The 19,704-nt window shown below is 52.1% G+C and carries 17 protein-coding genes; 16 read left to right on the top strand and 1 reads right to left on the bottom strand.

Going from position 1 to position 19,704, the window contains the following annotated elements; genetic code table 11:
- The first annotated feature begins 54 nt into the window (after positions 1-54).
- On the top strand, positions 55-2,700 hold the full coding sequence (locus BMX45_RS01835) for an FtsK/SpoIIIE family DNA translocase (protein ID WP_090908234.1): 2,646 nt from the start codon (positions 55-57) through the stop codon (positions 2,698-2,700).
- An 80-nt stretch (positions 2,701-2,780) separates the two neighbouring features.
- On the opposite strand, the gene BMX45_RS01840 is transcribed toward BMX45_RS01835, so the two are convergent.
- Positions 2,781-3,644 (bottom strand): helix-turn-helix transcriptional regulator, encoded by an 864-nt coding sequence (locus tag BMX45_RS01840; protein ID WP_090908235.1) that lies wholly within the window; start codon positions 3,642-3,644, stop codon positions 2,781-2,783.
- A gap of 190 nt (positions 3,645-3,834) precedes the next feature.
- On the opposite strand from BMX45_RS01840, the gene uxaC reads away from it, so the two are divergent.
- From uxaC to BMX45_RS01910, 15 genes are all read left to right on the top strand, one after another.
- Positions 3,835-5,259, top strand: a complete 1,425-nt coding sequence (uxaC, locus tag BMX45_RS01845; protein ID WP_090908236.1) for a glucuronate isomerase — start codon at positions 3,835-3,837, stop codon at positions 5,257-5,259.
- Positions 5,260-5,262: 3 nt separating this feature from the next.
- Positions 5,263-6,777: a tagaturonate reductase gene (locus BMX45_RS01850; protein ID WP_090908237.1), complete on the top strand. Its 1,515-nt coding sequence runs from the start codon at positions 5,263-5,265 to the stop codon at positions 6,775-6,777.
- The gene (locus BMX45_RS01855) at positions 6,774-8,288 is read left to right on the top strand and encodes a UxaA family hydrolase (RefSeq protein WP_090908238.1); all 1,515 of its coding nucleotides are present in this window, start codon (positions 6,774-6,776) and stop codon (positions 8,286-8,288) included. The genes BMX45_RS01850 and BMX45_RS01855 overlap by 4 nt, the downstream gene beginning before the upstream one ends.
- A 45-nt stretch (positions 8,289-8,333) precedes the next feature.
- Positions 8,334-9,446, top strand: coding sequence for a glycoside hydrolase family 88/105 protein (locus BMX45_RS01860; protein ID WP_090908239.1), 1,113 nt, complete (start codon positions 8,334-8,336; stop codon positions 9,444-9,446).
- 192 nt (positions 9,447-9,638) lie between these two features.
- Positions 9,639-10,451 (top strand): spore cortex-lytic enzyme, encoded by an 813-nt coding sequence (sleB, locus tag BMX45_RS01865; protein WP_090908240.1) that lies wholly within the window; start codon positions 9,639-9,641, stop codon positions 10,449-10,451.
- A 123-nt stretch (positions 10,452-10,574) separates the two neighbouring features.
- Positions 10,575-11,855 (top strand): EF-P 5-aminopentanol modification-associated protein YfmF, encoded by a 1,281-nt coding sequence (locus tag BMX45_RS01870; protein ID WP_090908241.1) that lies wholly within the window; start codon positions 10,575-10,577, stop codon positions 11,853-11,855.
- Between the two features lie 4 nt (positions 11,856-11,859).
- Positions 11,860-13,140, top strand: a complete 1,281-nt coding sequence (locus BMX45_RS01875) for an EF-P 5-aminopentanol modification-associated protein YfmH (protein ID WP_090908242.1) — start codon at positions 11,860-11,862, stop codon at positions 13,138-13,140.
- Positions 13,140-13,910 carry an elongation factor P 5-aminopentanone reductase gene (gene fabG / locus BMX45_RS01880; protein ID WP_009589317.1) on the top strand — a complete coding sequence of 257 codons (771 nt, stop codon included), beginning with the start codon at positions 13,140-13,142 and terminating at the stop codon, positions 13,908-13,910. Before BMX45_RS01875 ends, fabG begins: the two co-directional genes overlap by 1 nt.
- Before the next feature lie 109 nt (positions 13,911-14,019).
- On the top strand, positions 14,020-14,274 hold the full coding sequence (locus tag BMX45_RS01885; RefSeq protein ID WP_009589302.1) for a DUF3243 domain-containing protein: 255 nt from the start codon (positions 14,020-14,022) through the stop codon (positions 14,272-14,274).
- Positions 14,275-14,478: 204 nt separating this feature from the next.
- On the top strand, positions 14,479-15,246 hold the full coding sequence (locus tag BMX45_RS01890; RefSeq protein ID WP_009589314.1) for a DUF3388 domain-containing protein: 768 nt from the start codon (positions 14,479-14,481) through the stop codon (positions 15,244-15,246).
- Between the two features lie 49 nt (positions 15,247-15,295).
- Positions 15,296-16,300, top strand: coding sequence for a helix-turn-helix domain-containing protein (locus BMX45_RS01895; protein WP_090908243.1), 1,005 nt, complete (start codon positions 15,296-15,298; stop codon positions 16,298-16,300).
- 76 nt (positions 16,301-16,376) lie between these two features.
- A complete protein-coding gene (locus BMX45_RS31185) occupies positions 16,377-16,550 on the top strand; it encodes a hypothetical protein (protein ID WP_009589315.1) in 174 nt (57 codons plus the stop codon).
- Positions 16,551-16,701: 151 nt separating this feature from the next.
- Positions 16,702-17,193, top strand: coding sequence for a YajQ family cyclic di-GMP-binding protein (locus BMX45_RS01900; protein ID WP_009589306.1), 492 nt, complete (start codon positions 16,702-16,704; stop codon positions 17,191-17,193).
- Positions 17,194-17,467: 274 nt separating this feature from the next.
- Positions 17,468-18,055 carry a CDP-diacylglycerol--glycerol-3-phosphate 3-phosphatidyltransferase gene (gene pgsA / locus BMX45_RS01905; protein WP_009589313.1) on the top strand — a complete coding sequence of 196 codons (588 nt, stop codon included), beginning with the start codon at positions 17,468-17,470 and terminating at the stop codon, positions 18,053-18,055.
- 102 nt (positions 18,056-18,157) lie between these two features.
- A complete protein-coding gene (locus tag BMX45_RS01910) occupies positions 18,158-19,420 on the top strand; it encodes a competence/damage-inducible protein A (RefSeq protein ID WP_090908244.1) in 1,263 nt (420 codons plus the stop codon).
- Positions 19,421-19,704: the final 284 nt, after the last annotated feature.

The following is a 19,704-nucleotide window of genomic DNA, read 5'->3' on the forward strand; positions in this document are numbered from 1 at the left end:
ACATAGGTACGCCACCGAATATTATGCTATAATATGGATTCGGGGGTGACACATTTGGCAAAGCGGAAAAGAAAGAAGAAGGCAGCCTTTGCAGCCGTATTGAAATATGAAATTTATGGAATTGTATTGATGACACTCTCGGTCATCGCGTTATCCGGAGAAGCACCGGTGGGGCGTTCCCTGTCCAAGATGTCCGGATATCTGCTGGGTAAGTATTATTTTATCATCCCCCTAATTGGCATTTATTACGGGTTAATGGTGATGATTCACCGGAAATGGCCCAAACGGTGGAACAGCAGGCGTACCGGTGTCCTTCTCCTGGTATTATCGCTCACCTTAATGAGCAGTATTGCGGGTCTGGAGTCCAAATTGGCTCCGATCGGACAATTGAATGCATCGAGTGCGATGAGCCAGATACATAGCGATTTGCAGGGCGAGCTCCTTCAGGCCGCGGCGGATGACGGACGTCATGCTGTCATGGGCCGGGATATCAGCGGGGGTTATGTGGGAGCCTTGCAGTTTGCCCTCTTGTTAATGCTCTTCGGCAGCATCGGGGCAAAATTGATTGTGATTGTCATGCTGTTTATCAGCTTTATGCTGATTACGAATCTCTCCTATGTTGATTTAATGCGGATGTTCCGCGTCAGGGTTGTGAAAGCCGGGGAACGAATCCAAAAGAAAATGAACAGCCAGCAGACGAAATCAAAAGCGGCGGCGAAGACAAGCGCGAAGGAGCAACGCATACAGCTGCCGGAGGATCTGGATGAAGACGATGACCTCGACGATATGGAGGGCATGCGGCTGCCGAAGCGTAAAGCGCCGCAATTCTTCCAAATGTTTGGTTCCAAGGGCAACAAGCGGAACGAAGCCGCAGAAGACGCAGAGGATGTGATGGATGAGTCGGCTCCGGTATTTACGGTTGGCAACGGACATGGTGAGCATGATAAGGGCGAGGTCGTCCTGTTCAGCCGAGCGGATCAATCGGAGGAGGGGACGGATGCTGCATTTTCTGCAGCGGATCCTGTACCTTCTTCGCCGATTATTCGCGATTTCTTCGAACAGGTGAAGCAAGAAGGACGATTGGATGACGATCAAGACGATCACGAAGCGGTAGTGCCTCCGGCACATGAGGACCCTTCGGTGAACGCGGCATCAAGTTCGGATGCCATGGTTGACCCAGAGACGCTGAACGGCGAGACGAATTCAGCTGTGATGGCGGATACTGGGGGGCAAGAAGGATCGGCACCGGCAGCACCACCGGCTCCGCCGCCCAAGCCGTACAAGCTGCCTCCGTTCCGGCTGCTGTCCAAACCGAACAACGGCGGCAAGGGTGGAGACCAGAACGATTACATGCAGACAGCGCGAAAGCTGGAGGCCACGCTGGAAAGCTTTGGCGTTCGGGCCAAGGTTCTGGAGGTTGTCCGGGGTCCGTCGGTAACCCGCTATGAAATTCAGCCGGACATCGGCGTCAAGGTCAGCCGGATCGTGAATCTGACCGATGATATCGCACTCGCGCTTGCGGCCAAGGATATTCGGATGGAGGCGCCGATTCCAGGCAAGTCCGCCATCGGGATCGAAGTGCCGAACAATGAAGTTTCGCTTGTCACCATGCGAGAGGTTATGGAAACGCCGACGTTCCAGGACGCGGAATCGAAGCTGTCGATCGCGTTCGGCCGCGATATTTCGGGCCAGACGATTGTCGGTAATTTGGCACGGATGCCCCATCTACTAGTTGCAGGCGCCACGGGTTCGGGTAAATCCGTATGCATCAACGGCATTATTACCAGCATCCTGTATAAAGCGAAGCCGGATGAGGTTAAGTTCCTGATGGTCGATCCGAAGATGGTCGAACTCAATGTCTATAACGGGATTCCGCATTTGATGGCGCCGGTGGTAACCGATCCGAAGCGGGCATCCTTAGCGCTTAAGAAAATCGTCGTGGAGATGGAGAAGCGGTATGAGCTGTTCTCCAAGTCGGGAACGCGGAATATTGAGGGCTACAACAATCTGATGAAGGATAATCTGCCTGCGGTATTGCCGTATATCGTTGTCATCGTGGACGAGTTGGCCGATTTGATGATGGTTGCGGCCAACGATGTGGAGGATGCGATTACGCGATTGGCCCAGATGGCGCGTGCAGCCGGTATCCATCTGATTATCGCAACGCAGCGTCCGTCGGTCGACGTTATCACAGGGGTCATTAAAGCGAACATCCCGTCGCGTATTGCCTTTGGCGTGTCTTCGCAGGTCGATTCCCGAACCATTCTGGATATGGCGGGCGCCGAGAAGCTGCTTGGCCGGGGGGACATGCTGTTTATGCCGATGGGTTCCTCCAAGCCGATCCGCGTTCAGGGAGCCTTCATGAGTGATCATGAGGTCGAGAATATCGTGGATTTTGTCCGGGATCAAGGACAGGCTGAGTATGACGAGTCGTTGGTGCCTGAAATAGAGGAATCTGCTGGCGCGGACGAAGAAGAATTGGATGAGTTGTATGAACAGGCGGTGACCATCGTATTGGAAGCTAAGCAGGCATCCGTATCGCTGCTGCAGCGGAGAATGCGTGTAGGCTACACCCGTGCCGCCCGCCTCATCGATTCCATGGAAGCGCGCGGGGTGATCGGTCCTTATGAGGGCAGCAAGCCGCGGGAAGTGCTGATGTCCATCGAGCAATATCAGCAGCAGCAGAATCGAATCAGCTAAGCGGCTCATTGTATGATCATAACTAAAAAAGGAAGCGAACAACCCTGGACTCCTGGTGGCTCGCTTCCTTTTTTGCATGTTCAGGGGACGCTGTTGATTTTGCGATATTGGCTTGCCGTCATGTTCATGATTTTCTTGAAGGTCCGGTCAAAATGGGTGAGGCTTTCAAAGCCGATCGATTCGGCGATGTCCACGATTTTCAGATCCGTATCCGTCAGAAGGCGCTGCGCCTCCCGAATCCGGGTGAGGTTGAGGTAATTAATGATGGTAAAGCCCGTAATCTCTTTGAAGATCCGGGACAGGTAGAACGGACTGATGTAGAAGGTTTCGGATAATCCCTGCAGCGTGATTTTGTCTGCGTAGTGGACGTGAATGAACTTGACCACGTCCGTGATTTTTTGATGGAGCGGATTCATGGAGGCGTTGGCAGGCAGCGAGGCGGAATGGGTTAATCGATAGGTTTTGATTAATAACTCCGTTAGCAGCACCTGCAGCATATGCTCATACGAAGCGGAGCGTTCCCGGATCTCATCGGCCATTTTATTCAGAATATGCATGATGGTCGCCTGCTCATGCACGGTTAAGCGCAGCAGCGGCCGATCCTGGTTAAACATGCCGAGCAATCCCGATCCCAGCAAGGGATGGCCTTTGCCGAGAAAGGAATCGCTGAAATTAATGACGATACGCTCATGCTCCGGGTCTCCATGGCCCGAGGTTTTATGGACATCGAATTTATTGATGAGAATCAGGTCCCCCGCCCGGATGGAGTACAGCTTCTCTTTGATAAAATAATGGCGTTCTCCCGAAACCAAATAGTAGATTTCGTAAGTTCCGTGATAATGGTTATTTCGTTCAAAGGGCTTCGTGCGGTGAATGCGATGATAATAAAATTCGCCTTCTTCTTCTCCGTAGGATACGGTATGGGTTTCGCTGGATATGACAATCGCCCCCGCTTCGTTCAGATCATAACATCTTGGAGCTATTCCAATTGATTCAGCTATATTGTATCAACTTCTTCTTGTAAAACAAAGCAAGATATGTTGAATAATCCTCTATATTCGCAATAAACGTGAAGAAATCAAACCGATGATGCCGTAACATAGTAGATAATCTATAGAAACGGACGGTGAATTCATGAGACCTTTTATGGATGAACATTTTTTGCTTCATAACGAGACTGCCCGCATCTTATACCACGATTATGCTAAAGCCATGCCAATCATCGACTACCACTGTCATTTGAGTCCGCAAATGATCGTTGACAATCACCGGTTCGAGAACTTAACGGAAGCCTGGATCAACGGTGACCACTATAAATGGCGGGCGATGCGTGCTGCAGGCGTGGAAGAGGCCTACATCACGGGAGGGCCGGGCGTGAACGATTATGACCGCTTCTTGGCTTGGACCCGCACCGTGCCGATGACGATTGGCAACCCCTTATTCCATTGGTCGCATTTGGAGCTGCAAAGGCTGTTCGGCATATCGGATATCATTCAGGAAAAGAATGCTCCGCGAATTTGGGAGGCGGCAAACAAGCGTCTCCAGGAACGTGATTTTACGACCAGGGGGTTGATTACGTCAAGCAACGTGAAGGTTGTGTGTACGACGGATGACCCGGCGGATAGCCTGGAATATCATATCAAGCTGGCGGAGGAAGGAGAAACCGGATTTCAGATGCTCCCGTCGTTCCGTCCGGACAAGGGGCTGGAGATTAACCGGGAGACGTTCGTTCCTTGGGTGAAGTTGCTCGCCGAGCGAAGCCGGATCGAGATAGCGGATTATCCGGCATTTCTGGCAGCGCTTGAGCAGCGAGCGGAATTTTTCCATTCGGTGGGCGGCAGGGTATCCGATCATGCGCTGGATTACGTGCCTTATCGAGAGGTCAGCGATGGGCAGGCGGGCGACATTTTCTTGAAAGCGCTTCAGGGAGAGCGGGTTTCCCGGGAAGAAGAGGAACAGTTCAAGACGCATACGCTGCTTCATCTCGGCCGTATCTATGCCAGGCTCGGCTGGGTCATGCAGTTCCATATCAATGCCCAACGCAACAACAACACCCGGATGTTTCGGCAATTGGGTCCGGATACCGGTTATGATTCGATTCACGATAGTCCGATCGCCGTACCGCTCGTTAAGCTGATGGATCGGCTCGATCAAGAGTCGGCGCTTCCGAGAACGATACTCTATTCGCTCAACCCCAGCGATAACGATATCCTTGCAGCACTGATCGGGAGTTTTCAAGGGGACGGCATTCCGGGCAAAATCCAGTTCGGATCGGCGTGGTGGTTCAACGACACCAAAGACGGCATGGTTGAGCAGATGAGCAAACTCGGCAATATGGGCCTGTTGAGCCGATTCGTCGGGATGCTGACCGACTCCAGAAGTTTTTTGTCATACACCCGTCATGAGTATTTCCGGCGTATTCTTTGCAATCTTCTCGGCGAGTGGGTTACGCGGGGCGAAGCGCCGGATGATCTTCCGTGGCTCGGAGGCATCGTGCAGGATATTTGTTACAACAACGCCGAGCGTTATTTCCGGTTTGGCCAGACGGAAGGGAGATAAACCATGGGTACGAGCACGGACCGAAGCAAATCTTTGAAGTTGGTCGGACGGGAGTTTCTCCAGCAACAGGATATACGCCAGGACGCGGAGATGTTGAACTTCCCCGTGAAGGTGCTGCAAATCGGCGAGGGTAATTTTCTGAGGGGCTTTTTTGATTGGATGATCTATGAATGCAACCGGCGGGGGCTGTTTCAAGGGAGCGTTGCGGTCAGTCAGCCAAGACCCGGCGGAAGGCCCAAGCTGGAGCAGCTGCGGGAACAGGAAGGGATATACGGTCTGCTGACCCGAGGTCTCCAGGATGGACGAAAAGTTGAGGAGGAGCAGTGGATTCCGGTGTTCTCGAAGATCGTGGATCCCTATGCGGAATGGGAGAACTTCTTAAGGATCGCCGAGCTGGATTCCCTGGATATCATCGTTTCCAATACGACCGAGGCGGGCCTTGATTATCAGCGCAGTGAATGGAATCCGGACGAACCGGTGTTGTCGTATCCCGGCAAGCTGACCATGCTGCTGTATCGGCGTTATGAGCATTATGAGGGCTCGCCGGACAAGGGCTTGATGATACTGCCTTGCGAGCTTTTGGAACGAAACGGGGATATCTTGCAATCCATTGTTTTGCGGCATGCACAGGATTGGGGGCTTTCGCCGGCCTTTCAGAACTGGGTGGCGGAGCATAATCTGTTCCTGAACTCGCTTGTAGACCGGATCGTAACCGGCTATCCGGAAGAAGCGGAGCGTTATTTTGACAAATGGGGGCATCAGGACCGATTGCTCAACACGGCCGAGCCCTATTATTTCTGGGCGATTGAGGGTGATCCGTCACTGGAGTCCAGATTGCCTCTTCGGTCGGCGGGCCTTCAGGTAAGCTGGGTATCCGATCTGACTCCGTATCAGGTTAGAAAGGTAAGGATCTTGAATGGAACGCATACCCTTATGGCTTCGATAGGCCTGCTCCATGGTTTGAACGAAGTAAAGGAAATGACGGAAAGTCCTGAATGGGGTGAACGCATCCGAAACGCGATGCTCGAGGAGATCGTTCCGGGGGTGCCCCTCCCGCAGGAAGAAGTTGGAGCATATGCCGAAACCGTGTGGGAGCGGTTCCGCAACCCCTTTATTCGGCACAGGCTGCAGGACATCGCCATGAACAGCATGTCCAAATTTAGGGTTCGGGTTCTGCCGAGCTTAAAGGAATATATCAGAATGCATAATCAGCTGCCAACCATCATTACTCTGGGATTGGCTTCCTTGATCCGTCTGTATCATGCCGGCACAAAAGAGGGGCAATGGTACGGCACTCGACTTGATGGTGAACAGCTGCCGTTAAGAGATGATCCGGATAACCTGATGACACTGCAGCAAGCGTGGCAAAAGGCAGACGGCGGGGAGTGGACTATACGACAGCTTGTGGCATCCATTCTTGGTAACCAGAGGATATGGGGCGAGGATCTGAACCGAATTCCTGCTCTTCATGAGACAGTAAGCAGCTATATCGAAGAAATGGAGCTGAACGAGACATGAGTGACATCGTCATTCTTCACAGCAAGGATGATGTCGGCATTGCGCTTCGTCCTTTGTCGGCAGGAGAACATGCTATCGGGATCTTGAACGGGAAGGAGCATGCCATCGAATTAGCGGAGGACGTCCCTAAGGGTCATAAGGTGGCACTGCGGTGGATTGAGGCAGGTAACCATGTTTTCAAATTCGGTTATTCGATCGGTCTGGCGAAGGAAGCCATTTTGCCGGGGGCCTGGATCCATACCCACAATTTGAAAACAGGTCTCTCCGGTGAAGTGGAGTATCAGTATAAGCCGAACACGAATCAAGAGCTTGAGCCTTCAGCTGCCAGCCACGGTTCGTCAACTTTCCAAGGATATGTCAGACCGAACGGCGAGGTTGGAATCCGCAACGAAATCTGGATCATCAACACCGTCGGCTGCATTAATAAAACCTGCGAGCTGCTGGCACGAATGGCAGGTCAGCAGTTTCAGGGGAGAGGGATTGATGGGGTTTATCATTTTCCGCATCCCTACGGCTGCTCGCAGCTCGGAGATGATCTGAGCCATACCCAGCGCCTATTATCCTCCCTGGCTCAGCATGGCAATGCCGCAGGCGTGCTCATTATTGGGCTCGGCTGCGAGAACAATCAGATCGATCAAATGCAGGCCATGATCGGGGAGCAGGACGGGAATAGGATCAAATATATGCGTGCCCAGGACATGGAGGACGAATTGGAGGAAGGGTTGTCCCTCATTTCCGAGCTCGTGGAATATGCGGAGACTTTCAAACGAACGGAGGTTCCTCTCTCCAAACTGAAAATCGGGCTGAAATGCGGCGGGTCGGACGGACTTTCGGGCATTACAGCCAATCCGCTGGCGGGCCGCATCGCGGATACGATTACCGCCTATGGAGGCACCGCTCTTCTAACGGAGGTGCCGGAGATGTTCGGTGCCGAAACGATCCTGATGGATCGGGCTGCCGACGAGCAGGTATTCCAGGATATCACCTTGCTTATCAACAACTTTAAACAATATTTCGTCTCGCATGGACAGGAAATCTATGAAAATCCGTCTCCCGGGAATAAAGACGGCGGCATCACGACCTTAGAGGAGAAGTCGCTGGGATGCACCCAAAAAGGGGGGACTGCAACCGTATCCGATGTGCTCCGTTACGGCGTAAGAACTACGAAGCCGGGACTGAACCTGATCGAGGGGCCGGGCAATGACCTGGTATCGGTCACGGCACTCGCTGCAGCCGGCGCCCACCTCGTGCTGTTCACGACCGGAAGGGGGACGCCGTTCGGGGGGCCGGTACCAACCGTCAAAATCGCGACCAATTCCGAGCTGGCCCAACGTAAAAAGCATTGGATCGATTTTAATGCGGGAGCTCTGCTGGAGGGCAAAAGCATGGATGAGCTTCATGCGGAACTCTTGGAGGTCATCGTTCATTTGGCCTCAGGCATTGAGAAGACGCAAAATGAACGGAACGGCTTCCGGGAAATATCCATTTTCAAGGATGGCGTTATTCTATAAATTCAATCGCTTTTTAGTAATTGATTAGAAAGAGGAGGAGCACGTATGTCCAATCCCGTACAGCAGCAGGCACAGTCCGCTTTGTCACCAATAGAACTCGCCGCCAAGGCTTGCCAATCGATCATGGAAACGTATTCGCCCGAGCAGCTTCCGCCTGCAGGCAGGTGGCATTACCATCAGGGCGTATTTTTGGTTGGGTTGTCTCAATTGTGGAAATTTAACGGGGACGCCAAGTTTTTGAATTACATCAAAGGCTATGTCGATCATTTGGTGGACGCTAACGGCAACCTGCTGCTGGAGCGGGGGGAGCTGGATTCCGTTCAAGCGGGCCTGCTCCTGATGGAATTGGATGCTGTGTTTCCCGAATACCGCTACAGGGCCGCAGCGGATAAACTGCTCCGCTTGCTGTCCACGCTGAACCGGACCACCGAAGGCGGCTATTGGCATAAGGACCGGTATCCATACCAGATGTGGCTGGATGGACTGTATATGGGCGGCGTATTTACGATGAACTATGCGAGGCAGTATAACGAGCCGCATTTATTTGACGAGGTATTGTTCCAGGAAAAGCTGATGCGCTCCCATACCAAGGATGAGGCTACCGGTTTGTATTATCATGCTTGGGACGAGAGCCGAACGATGCCCTGGGCGGATCCGGTCAGCGGGCAATCTCCGGAATTTTGGGGACGCGCCATAGGCTGGTATGCGCTGTCGATTGTCGAGTTCCTCGATTTACTGCCTGAGCATCATTCGGCGAGGGAAGAGCTGACAGCCACGCTCCGTGAATTAAGCGAAGCGCTGGTGCGTTATCAGGATCCGCCTACCGGCCTGTGGCATCAGGTAGTGGACAAAGGGGGGCGGGAGGACAATTGGCTCGAAACCTCCTGCTCCAGTCTTTTCACCTACACCTTGGCAAAAGGAGTCCGTCTGGGTTATCTGGATCCTTCTTTTATGACGTATGCAAGACAAGGATATCAAGGTCTGGTCCAATCCGTATATCGCAATGACAAGGGACATTTGGTCATGCCCCAAATCTGTATCGGCACGGGCGTAGGCGATTACGAGCACTATGTGGAAAGGCAGCAATGCGAAAATGACCTGCATGGCGTCGGAGCGTTGGTCATGGCGTGCGTAGAGCTAGGCAGAAGCGACGGATGAATCCGGTTTAATTCGCTGCCACTGATAAGAACATTTAAGGAGCTGTTTCCTCAAAGGAGCAGCTCTCTTTGCGTTTATAGGATCTTCTGCGCTCATGCCGTCCTCAGGGAATAGGTGCATAGGATATTGGCAGGCTTGTCATAATAACGGTAGCGAGGCTTGTTAAACCACAAGAGAAAGGTAGAGCGCAGCATGAAAAACTCAAGAATCTGGATTCTGATCAGCATTGCGATACTGTTATCTGCCGTCGTCTTCGCCCAGGGAAGGCTGAAAACGGATCACAGTACGAGTCTACAGGAAGCTTTGCCGACCTTTAGCCAGCAGACCATCAAATTCGGTTCCACTGGCGAAGACGTGTATGAGCTGCAAGGGCGACTGAAGTACCTAGGCTTTTATCACGGCAAAATCGACAGCGTGTTCGGTTCCAAGACCCAAGGCGCCGTCAAGTGGTTCCAATCCGAGTTCGGCATGAAGGTGGACGGCATCGTGGGGCCGAAGGTCAAACTGAAACTTTATAACGCAACCAAGGATTTCCGTCCGACCGCTCCGAAGCTTCATGAAGGCGGAGGTGCAGCAGCCGGTGCTGGCGGAACCGGCGGCGGTACTAATCAAGGGAATAACAACCTAGCCTCATCGAATACTATGGGCCTGTCCGACAATGATTTGAGAATCATGGCGAATGCCGTTTACGGCGAAGCGCGCGGAGAGCCGTTTGAAGGACAGGTCGCCGTAGCGGCCGTTATTCTCAACCGGGTGAAATCGCCAAGCTTCCCGAACACGCCGCATGGGGTTATATTCGAGCCGAGAGCATTTACCGCGGTCGCTGACGGCCAGATATGGCTGGAGCCGAACGCCCAGGCGCGAAAAGCGGTGGAGCAGGCGCTGAACGGCTGGGATCCTACAGGAGGATGCTTGTACTATTTCAATCCGAAAACAGCCACCTCGCCATGGATATGGACGCGTCCTCAAGTCAAAACCATCGGTCAACATATCTTTTGTATGTAGCTTAACCAACGGCAACCGGGGCCTGTCTTCGGTTGCTTCTTCACTTTGCGATGGGTTAGAATGAAAGTTATCTATGAAGTAAATTATGGCAACGACAATCCATGATGTAAGGGGATATGGACCTTGACGAAAACGGAATTTGAACACGGTACTGCCGGAGGGATACGGATTCACGTGTTGCCGACAAACCGATTCAAGACATTTGCGATATCGCTTTACGCCGGAAGCCCGTTAGCGGAGAAAACCGTGACATCGACTGCGCTTACGCCTTTTGTACTGCGCAGAGGGACGGTCTCTTACCCGGAAACCAGAGCATTCCGCGAGCAGCTGGAGCAGCTGTACGGCGCCGGATTTGGCTTTGACGTGTATAAACGCGGCGATTATCAGATCGTGCACTTCCGCATGGACACGATCAATGATTCTTTTGTTAAGAGCCCTGAGAGCCTGCTGCGCTCCTCATTTGCTTTTCTGGGCGAGGCATTCACCCAGCCTGTGCTAGAGAATGGCGCATTCCGCAAATCTTACGTGCAAACCGAGCGCGACACGGTCCGCAAGAAGCTGGAGTCTATCGTAAACGATAAGATCCGTTATGCCGCCGAACGCTGCATTGAGGTGATGTGCAAGAACGAGCCGTACCGATTGCATCCGCTCGGAGAGCGGAAGGACCTTGACGGCATCACGCCGGAGGGCTTGTATGAGTCTTATCAGAAATGGCTCCAAGAGTCCGTTTTGGATTTGTACGTGGTTGGCGATACGAGTCTGGATGAGGTGAAGACGCTCGTCGAGGAGCATTTTAAACTGAATCGGACGGAAAGCCGGGATTATGTTCCTTCGATCACGCGGACGGCCGCTAACGAGACGCAGACGGTCGTGGAGAAGCTGGACATCAATCAAGGCAAACTCAACATGGGCCTTCGAAGCACGATTACGTACGGAGATGACGAATATGCCGCTGCGCTTCTGTATAACGGGATTTTGGGAGGTTATCCGCATTCGAAGCTGTTCGTTAACGTGAGGGAGAAGGAAAGCCTGGCATATTACGCCTCCTCCCGATATGACGGTCATAAAGGGATTGCTACCATCCAGTCCGGGATCGAGGTTCAAAATTTCGAGAAGGCGGTCGACATCATTCGCCAGCAGCTCGATGACATGGCCAAGGGTGCCATCTCGGACATCGAAATGACCCAGACGAAAGCCATGATCCGCAACGTGATCAAAGAAATGCAGGATTCGGCCTTCGAGATGATTGCGTATGATTTTAACCGCACCCTGTCGGGCCGGGAACGTACGCCGGATGAACTGCTGAAGCAGGTCGAGGGCATTGCTGTGGACGATGTGAAGCAGGCGGCTTCGGCATTTTCCCTGGATACGATCTATTTCCTGAAAGGTCAAAAGGAGGAATAAGCCGGTGGAGAGCATTCATTATGACAATCTGCAGGAAACGCTGTACTACGAAGTGATGGATAACGGTTTGCACGTGTATGTGCTGCCTAAACCCGGCTTCCAGAAAACCTATGCGACCTTCGCAACCAAATACGGTTCGGTCGATAACCATTTCAAGGTCCAAGGCGAGTCCGAGACCCGGGTTCCCGACGGAATTGCCCATTTTCTCGAGCACAAAATGTTTGAGGAGCCGGAGGGCGACATTTTTGCGAAGTTTGCTTCCAATGGCGCCTCGGCGAACGCTTTTACCAGTTTTGACCAGACCGTGTACCTCTTCTCGGCCACGGAGAACATTCATGAAAATTTGGAGACGCTGATCGATTTCGTGCAGAATCCTTATTTTACCGACCAGAACGTGGAGAAGGAAAAAGGGATCATCGGCCAGGAAATCAACATGTACCAGGATAACCCCGATTGGCGCGTGTACTTCGGCCTGATCGAAGCAATGTATAAGGTGCATCCGGTGCATATCGACATCGCCGGCACGGTGGAATCCATCGGGACGATTACGAAGGAAGACCTGTATACGTGTTACAATGCGTTCTATCATCCGAGCAACATGCTGCTGTTCGTGGTGGGCGGCGTCGATCCCGACGAAACGATGAACCTGATCCGATCGAACCAAGCCCGAAAATCGTACGACAAACAAGGTTCCATTGAGCGTTTATTCGATCCGGAACCGGAGGGAGTCGAAGAGAAGCGGAGAGAGAGCCGCCTGGCCGTATCGCTGCCGAAATGCCTGTTCGGCTTCAAGGAGAAGCAGGTCGGTTTATCGGCCGATGAGCAGCTGCGCCGCGACCTGACGACCAAACTGATGATGGATCTCCTGTTTGGCTCCAGTACGGAGTTGTATCAGAAGCTGTACGATGAGGATTTGATCTCCGACAGCTTCGGTCATGAATATAACAGCTCGCCCCAGTATGCGTTCTCCGCGGTTGGCGGGGACACGAAGGATCCGGATCAACTGCTGGAGCGCATCCGCACCGAGGTGGATAAGCTAAAGGCAGCCGGATTCCAAGCATCAGACTTTGAACGGGCCCGCAAGAAGAAAATGGGCGGCTATTTGCGCATGCTCAATTCCCCGGAAAACATTGCCCATGAATTTACACGCTATCAGTTCCGCGGCGCCGATTTCTTCAACGTTTTGCCGGTTTATGAATCCATCACCCTGGAGGATGTCAACCGCCGCCTGCAGGAGCATGTCGATTGGAACCAGCTGGCCGTATCGATCGTTGTGAGTCCGTAATGAAGCAAGGCATGGGAAGAGAGTTGAAGCCGATCGGGGAAATGACGGTATTGATTACGGGTGCGAGCAGAGGCATAGGGGCGGCTGTCGCCGAGCGTTTTGCCTCGGTTCGCATGAATGTGGTCATCCACTACATGAATTCGCATGAAGCGGCCAACGAGGTTGCCCGCCGCTGCATGGCTTATGGAGCCAAGGTATTAACCGTATCCGCCGACCTGCGCGACAAAGAGCAGATATTGCGGATGAAAGAGAAACTGCAGAGTCATGATATGGAGCCGGATATTCTGGTCAACAACGCGGGCGTGTCCCATTACGGGCTTTTGTCCGACGTGACGGAAGAGCAGTGGGATACTTTGATGTCCATTAACCTGCGCGGGATGTTTCTGTGTTCCCAGGCCTTTATGGGGCGCATGGTTTCCCAGCGATTTGGCAGGATCATCAATGTATCCTCGATCTGGGGGTTATCCGGTGCCTCCTGCGAGGTATTGTATTCGACAAGCAAAGGCGGCGTTAACGCCTTTACGAAGGCTCTTGCGAAGGAGCTTGCCCCGTCCGGCGTGACGGTGAACGCCGTGGCGCCCGGTGCGGTCGATACGTCCATGCTGGGGCATCTGGAGTCGGATGAAATCCGCATGCTGGAGGATGAAATTCCGGTCGGCCGATTGGCGCAGCCGGATGAGATTTCGTCGCTGGTGTATTTTCTGGCGCTGCCCGAGTCGGGCTACATTACCGGGCAAGTGATCAGCCCGAACGGAGGATGGGTGACCTAGATCTAAGGTCGTGGTGCAATTCACCACTCATAAGGTACTGGTTACGGGGACATATTACTATTGTTACTTTAAATCTGAATTGCCACCATGCAAAAGGAGGATTTAATTCATGTCATCCGTAATCAAAAACTTTGATTCCTGGAAGAAATTCCTGGGCGAGCGCGTCGTTCAAGCCGAGAAAGCGGGTATGAGTGAAGACACCATTTCCCAGCTGGCTTATGAGATCGGTGATTTCCTCGACGAGAAGGTTGATCCACAAAACTCATCCAACCGCGCACTGAAAGAATTGTGGGATGTAGGTAACGAGGAAGAGCGCCACGTTATCGCGCGTCTGATGGTGAAATTGGCCAAGAACAACGCATAATCCTTTGACAAAAAGCCCCCCGACAATGGGGGCTTTTTGTCAAGAAAAAAGAATGTAATTTTCATGTCACCGTTAATACTTGCCTTTCATTTTTATTTTATATATCATTAACGTGACCCATTTTTCATTTGACCTGTTTTTGCGTGCAATTTTCGCTGGAATTTGTCGAATATTGATGGAAAAGAAGTGCAAAGAGGTGTCTTTGTGGAATCGAATCAATGGTACATGGAATATAAAATACATAAGAACCGGCCCGGTTTGCTCGGTGACATCGCATCCGTGCTGGGTATGCTCGAAGTGAACATACTAACCATTAACGGCGTGGAAGGCCAAACCCGCGGAATGCTGCTCGAGACGGATGACGAAGAAAAAATTGTTCTGATGGGTAAAATGTTAAACAAAATGAAAAATATTACGGTATCAGCCTTGAGGCCCCCGAAACTGGTGGATATTCTGGCTGTCCGTCATGGACGATATATCGACCGGGACTCGGATGATCGTAAAACGTTTCGTTTTACGCGTGATGAGCTCGGTTTACTTGTTGATTTTTTGGGTGAATTGTTCAAAAGGGAAGGTAATCAGGTCATCGGACTTCGCGGAATGCCCCGCGTGGGCAAAACCGAGTCCATTATCGCCGGCAGCGTCTGCGCGATGAAGCGCTGGACCTTTGTTTCCTCTACGCTGCTCCGTCAAACCATTCGCAGTCAGCTCTCCGAGGACGAGATGAATACGAACAACATTTTTATCATCGACGGCATTGTGAGCACGATCCGGTCCAATGAACGCCACTATCAGCTCCTGCAGGATATCATGGGAATGGAGAGCACGAAAGTGATCGAGCATCCCGATATTTTTGTTCGCGAATCCGAATATTCCTACGATGATTTCGACATTATCATCGAATTGCGAAACAATCCGGAAGAGGAAATCGTTTATGATACGTTCACGGGCTCTTATAGTGACGATTTATAATATTTAGGTTTGACTTTGACCACGAAATTCTAAAGTAGGAGGTGATGGCATGTCCGAACTGGGACAGCAATTAAGGGAGGCGCGTCTGCAAAAAGGGATGAGCCTTGATGATGTGCAGGAAATGACTAAAATACGCAAGCGATACTTGGAAGCCATCGAGGCAGGGGATTACAAAGTACTTCCCGGCAGTTTTTACGTGCGGGCATTCATCAAAACCTATGCGGAAGCGGTGGGGATTGACCCGGACGAACTGCTTGAAGGGCACAAACAGGATGTGCCTAAATCCGAACCGGAAGCGACCATGGAGCCGGTTATTCAAAAGCGCGCCAGCAGACCGACAACCGAACGGAACATGAAATGGCTGCCTACGCTGCTGATGTGGACGTTCCCGATCCTGATCGTTGTTGTCATATATTTGGTGGCCATCAATTCGAATGAGCCTAAGGACGAACCGCCGGTCAGCAACAATGATCAGACGCAGACCGATCAGGCGCAGAACCCGCAAACTCCGGATAACACGGATTCCGGGACGCCAGGCGACGGAGCGCAGGGCGGCGACAATGTTCCGGACGGCACGGTTAACGAAGGCACGGACGGAGAAGGAACTGACACCCCGGACGGAACAGAAGGCACAGACGGAACGGACATCGATGAACCGGGTGATTCAACGCCTGGAGCGGCTACGGTGACGCAGGACCGGACGGAAGGCAAGAACACCGTATTTAAGGTATCGGGCTCGTCCGTGAAGGTCGAGATTGTGGCCACGAGCGAAGGCAAGAGCTGGGTCGAGGTATACCGCGGCAACAATACTTCCGGGGAGAAGCTGGCTTTCCAAATGCTCGAGAACGGTGCTTCGCTGAGCTTTGACATGGACAGCCAGGGACTCTTCGTGAAATCGGGGAATTCCGCTGCAACGACCATTACGGTTGGCGGCCAGCCCGTAACGGATGGCAAGTCCACGTCGCGCATCGTGCTGGAGCCGGCCGATGGTTCCGCAAGCACCATGGATAACGCGGGTACCGAGGATACATCGGATACCACCGACTTCGAATAATTGCCTGTCCTCCAGGTCATCATAACAGCATGCAGCTGCATGCTGTTATTTCACTTCCCGAAAGAGGTGATGCTCTGTGACGGTCAATTGGATTATATTCGGATTAGGCGTTATCGTCAGCCTCTTGGGCTATTATTTGATTCCGAGCAGCTGGGGGTATGGCATATTAGGCTTTGGGCTGGCACATATTTTACTCGGCATACTGAGTATGTTCCGCCGTCCGGTGCATGATGAGAAAGCTAGCAGTTGAGGGAGCGGGCTTCGTTTTCGCCGGATGATGTTGGCGATAAGCGGAGTCTTTTTCGTTCCTGATCCATTGCGGATTCCTTGCAGGATTAGACTTGTCTCTCGGTTTTACCTATAATAGAAGCATTATCGCCAAATGAAAGGAAGGATTCACCATGGCTTCAGAAAGCTCATTTGATATCGTATCCAAAATGGATATGCAGGAACTTACCAATGCGGTTAATCAAGCGGAGCGCGAGATCGAAAACCGTTTTGACTTCAAGGGCAGCAAGAGCAGCTTGAAGCTGGACAAGGACGCGCTGGTCATTGCCTCCGATGACGAGTACAAACTCAACGCCGTTATCGATATTTTGCAGACCAAGATGGTGAAACGGGGCTTGTCGCTTAAAAATGTGGAGTACGGTAAGATCGAGCCCGCTTCCATGGGTACCGTCCGCCAGCGTCTGACCTTGAAGCAAGGAATCGACCAGGAAAATTCCAAAAAGATCAATATTTTGATCCGTGATTCCAAGCTGAAGGTCAAGAGCCAGATTCAAGGCGACCAGATTCGGGTAACCGGAAAAAGCAAGGATGATCTTCAGCAGATCATGCAGCTTCTTCGCAAAGCGGACCTTTCCTTGGATCTGCAATTCACCAATTTTAAATAAACGCTCCTCTCCATCCAAGCAATGAGGCTCCATTTCGGGCAGGCTCGGCGGGTTTGTTTCTTTTGACAGGGCGTCAACGGAAATATTATACTAAAAAACGATATATAAGGATTAACGTATACATAGATTACTGGGGGATGAAAATGACAGACAGCGATGCACGCTTCAAACCCTTTAGGCTCTTGGGAAGAGCGACCCTGATGACATGCAGAAGGATAACCGCTGCAGGGTCTGCCGAGTTAACAAGACAACCCGTTGCAAGGGAGGTTGCCCCATGAATTTACCCAATCGTATCACGTTGGCCCGCATTTGCTTGATCCCTGTCATGATGATTTTCCTGCTGGTGGATTTTGATTTTTATCCGGATCCCATTGTGTGGAATGATTTTGTCCTGCCCTATAACCAATTGATTGCGGCACTGATATTCATACTTGCTGCAAGCACGGACGGCATTGACGGGTATCTGGCCCGGAAAAACAATATGGTGACGAATCTGGGTAAACTTCTGGATCCGCTGGCGGACAAACTGCTGGTTGCGGCCATACTCATATCGCTTGTAGAGATGGGAAAATGCGAATCCTGGATTGCTGTTGTCATCATCAGCAGGGAATTTGCGGTGACTGGCTTGAGACAAATTGCGCTTCTGGAAGGTTCGGTAGTCGCAGCAGGTCAATCCGGAAAAATCAAGACGGTGATTCAGATCGTGGCGATTGTCGCGCTTCTGATCAACAATTTCCCGTTTGTATTTTTGGGGATTCCGTTTGATGTCATTGCGATCTGGGCTGCCGCGCTGATTACGATCTATTCGGGAATCGAATATTTTGTCCAGAACAGGCACCTTCTCAAAGGTACCGGGGCATAACGGCAATAGGAGCCATCCTATTGCTTTTTTCTTCCACCGGGTAAGGAATAACGAAGGCAGTTACTAACGAAGAGATAGAAGATACGGGAGGATCGATGAATCATGAAAGCAGAAATCATTGCAGTTGGAACAGAACTTCTCCTCGGACAGATCGTGAATACCAATGCGCAGTATTTGTCCAGACAGCTTGCTTCAATGGGGATCGACGTGTACTATCAAACCGTTGTCGGGGACAACCTGGAGAGGCTCAAGGAGGCCTTGCGCCTGTCCAGCAGCAGAGCCGATATTGTACTCCTGTCCGGCGGTCTCGGTCCCACGCAGGACGATCTGACGAAGGATGCGCTGGCTTCCTTTCTAAATCGTTCCTTGCATATCGACCGGATGGCCATGGACCGGATTGAACGCTTCTTTCATGAGCGGGGATCCGTCATGACCGAGAACAATCGGCGCCAGGCGCTCGCCATCGAGGGCGGCACCCCGCTTCCGAACGAGACAGGCCTCGCTGTCGGGAACGCGGTATCCCATGAAGGCACTCATTATATCGTTTTGCCGGGGCCGCCCAAAGAATTGATGCCGATGTTTGAGCAGGAGGCCAAGCCTTGGCTTCTGCAGCATGTGCTCACGGATGAGCTTCCCATCTATTCGAAGATGCTTAAATTCGCGGGCATTGGGGAGTCCGCGCTGGATCAGCGCCTGGAGGACCTGATTACGGCCCAGACCGATCCGACGATTGCTTTGTATGCCAAGGATGGGGAGGTCACCGTCCGTATCTCCACGAAGGCCTCCAGCGAGTCTGAGGCGCTGGTCCGGCTGAATGAACTCGAAGCCAGGATCCGGGAGAGAGGGCCTGAATTTATGTATGCCAACGAGGATGTGCCTATCGAAAAGGTCATCGTGGACATGATGGCCGATCGAAGCTGGACGCTGAGCGCCGCGGAGAGCTGCACGGGAGGACTTGTAGCGGAGACCCTGACCTCCATTCCCGGAAGCGCATCGATGTTTCTTGGGGGGATCATCTGTTACACCAACCAGATCAAGGAGAAGCTTGTGCATATCCCGCATGCGCTGCTGGAGGGGGACGATGCGCCGGGGGCCGTCAGTGCGGAGGTTGCAGAAGCGCTTGCGGACCATGTCCGGATGGTAACCGACAGCGACTTCGGTTTATCGGTGACAGGCGTGGCAGGTCCGGGTTACGCGGAACGCAAGCCAATAGGGCTGGTCTACATCGGATTGTCCCAACGGGGCAAAGAAACGGAAGTGCATGAGCTGAACCTCCAAGGCAACCGCGAAACGATCCGGCTCCGCGCAACCAAGGCGCTGCTATACCGGCTTTGGCAGCGTCTCGTAGCGTCTGAGCAGGCTTAGGCTTCGTGGCCAAGGCGACCGGGCAATTGAAAAAGTAAAAAATTTACACCTTGCTAAATAGCTGTTCTTGAATTCAGGAGCCGTTCCAAGTATAATGGGAAATACGGAAGAACCGTGGCATATCGATTGATGTTGCCACGGTTCTTGTTCTTTATACATAGGGTTCGGAGCATGAACGGGAAGGGGAGCTGAATAAAAAAAACGAATGTATGTTCGAAAAAAAGCTTGGCAAACGTGTCAAAACAAGGTATGATAAGACTATCAACAGTGAAGGGTTGTGGAAC

Source organism: Paenibacillus sp. cl141a (assembly GCF_900109305.1).
GTDB lineage: Bacteria > Bacillota > Bacilli > Paenibacillales > Paenibacillaceae > Paenibacillus_AQ > Paenibacillus_AQ lautus_A.

Excerpts from the sequence above, each read along its gene's own strand:
- uxaC (WP_090908236.1), top strand. The coding sequence starts at position 3,835 with ATGAGACCTTTTATGGATGAACATTTTTTGCTTCATAACGAGACTGCC.
- BMX45_RS01850 (WP_090908237.1), top strand. The coding sequence starts at position 5,263 with ATGGGTACGAGCACGGACCGAAGCAAATCTTTGAAGTTGGTCGGACGG.
- BMX45_RS01855 (WP_090908238.1), top strand. The coding sequence starts at position 6,774 with ATGAGTGACATCGTCATTCTTCACAGCAAGGATGATGTCGGCATTGCG.
- BMX45_RS01860 (WP_090908239.1), top strand. The coding sequence starts at position 8,334 with ATGTCCAATCCCGTACAGCAGCAGGCACAGTCCGCTTTGTCACCAATA.
- sleB (WP_090908240.1), top strand. The coding sequence starts at position 9,639 with ATGAAAAACTCAAGAATCTGGATTCTGATCAGCATTGCGATACTGTTA.
- fabG (WP_009589317.1), top strand. The coding sequence starts at position 13,140 with ATGAAGCAAGGCATGGGAAGAGAGTTGAAGCCGATCGGGGAAATGACG.
- BMX45_RS01885 (WP_009589302.1), top strand. The coding sequence starts at position 14,020 with ATGTCATCCGTAATCAAAAACTTTGATTCCTGGAAGAAATTCCTGGGC.
- BMX45_RS01895 (WP_090908243.1), top strand. The coding sequence starts at position 15,296 with ATGTCCGAACTGGGACAGCAATTAAGGGAGGCGCGTCTGCAAAAAGGG.
- BMX45_RS01900 (WP_009589306.1), top strand. The coding sequence starts at position 16,702 with ATGGCTTCAGAAAGCTCATTTGATATCGTATCCAAAATGGATATGCAG.
- pgsA (WP_009589313.1), top strand. The coding sequence starts at position 17,468 with ATGAATTTACCCAATCGTATCACGTTGGCCCGCATTTGCTTGATCCCT.
- BMX45_RS01910 (WP_090908244.1), top strand. The coding sequence starts at position 18,158 with ATGAAAGCAGAAATCATTGCAGTTGGAACAGAACTTCTCCTCGGACAG.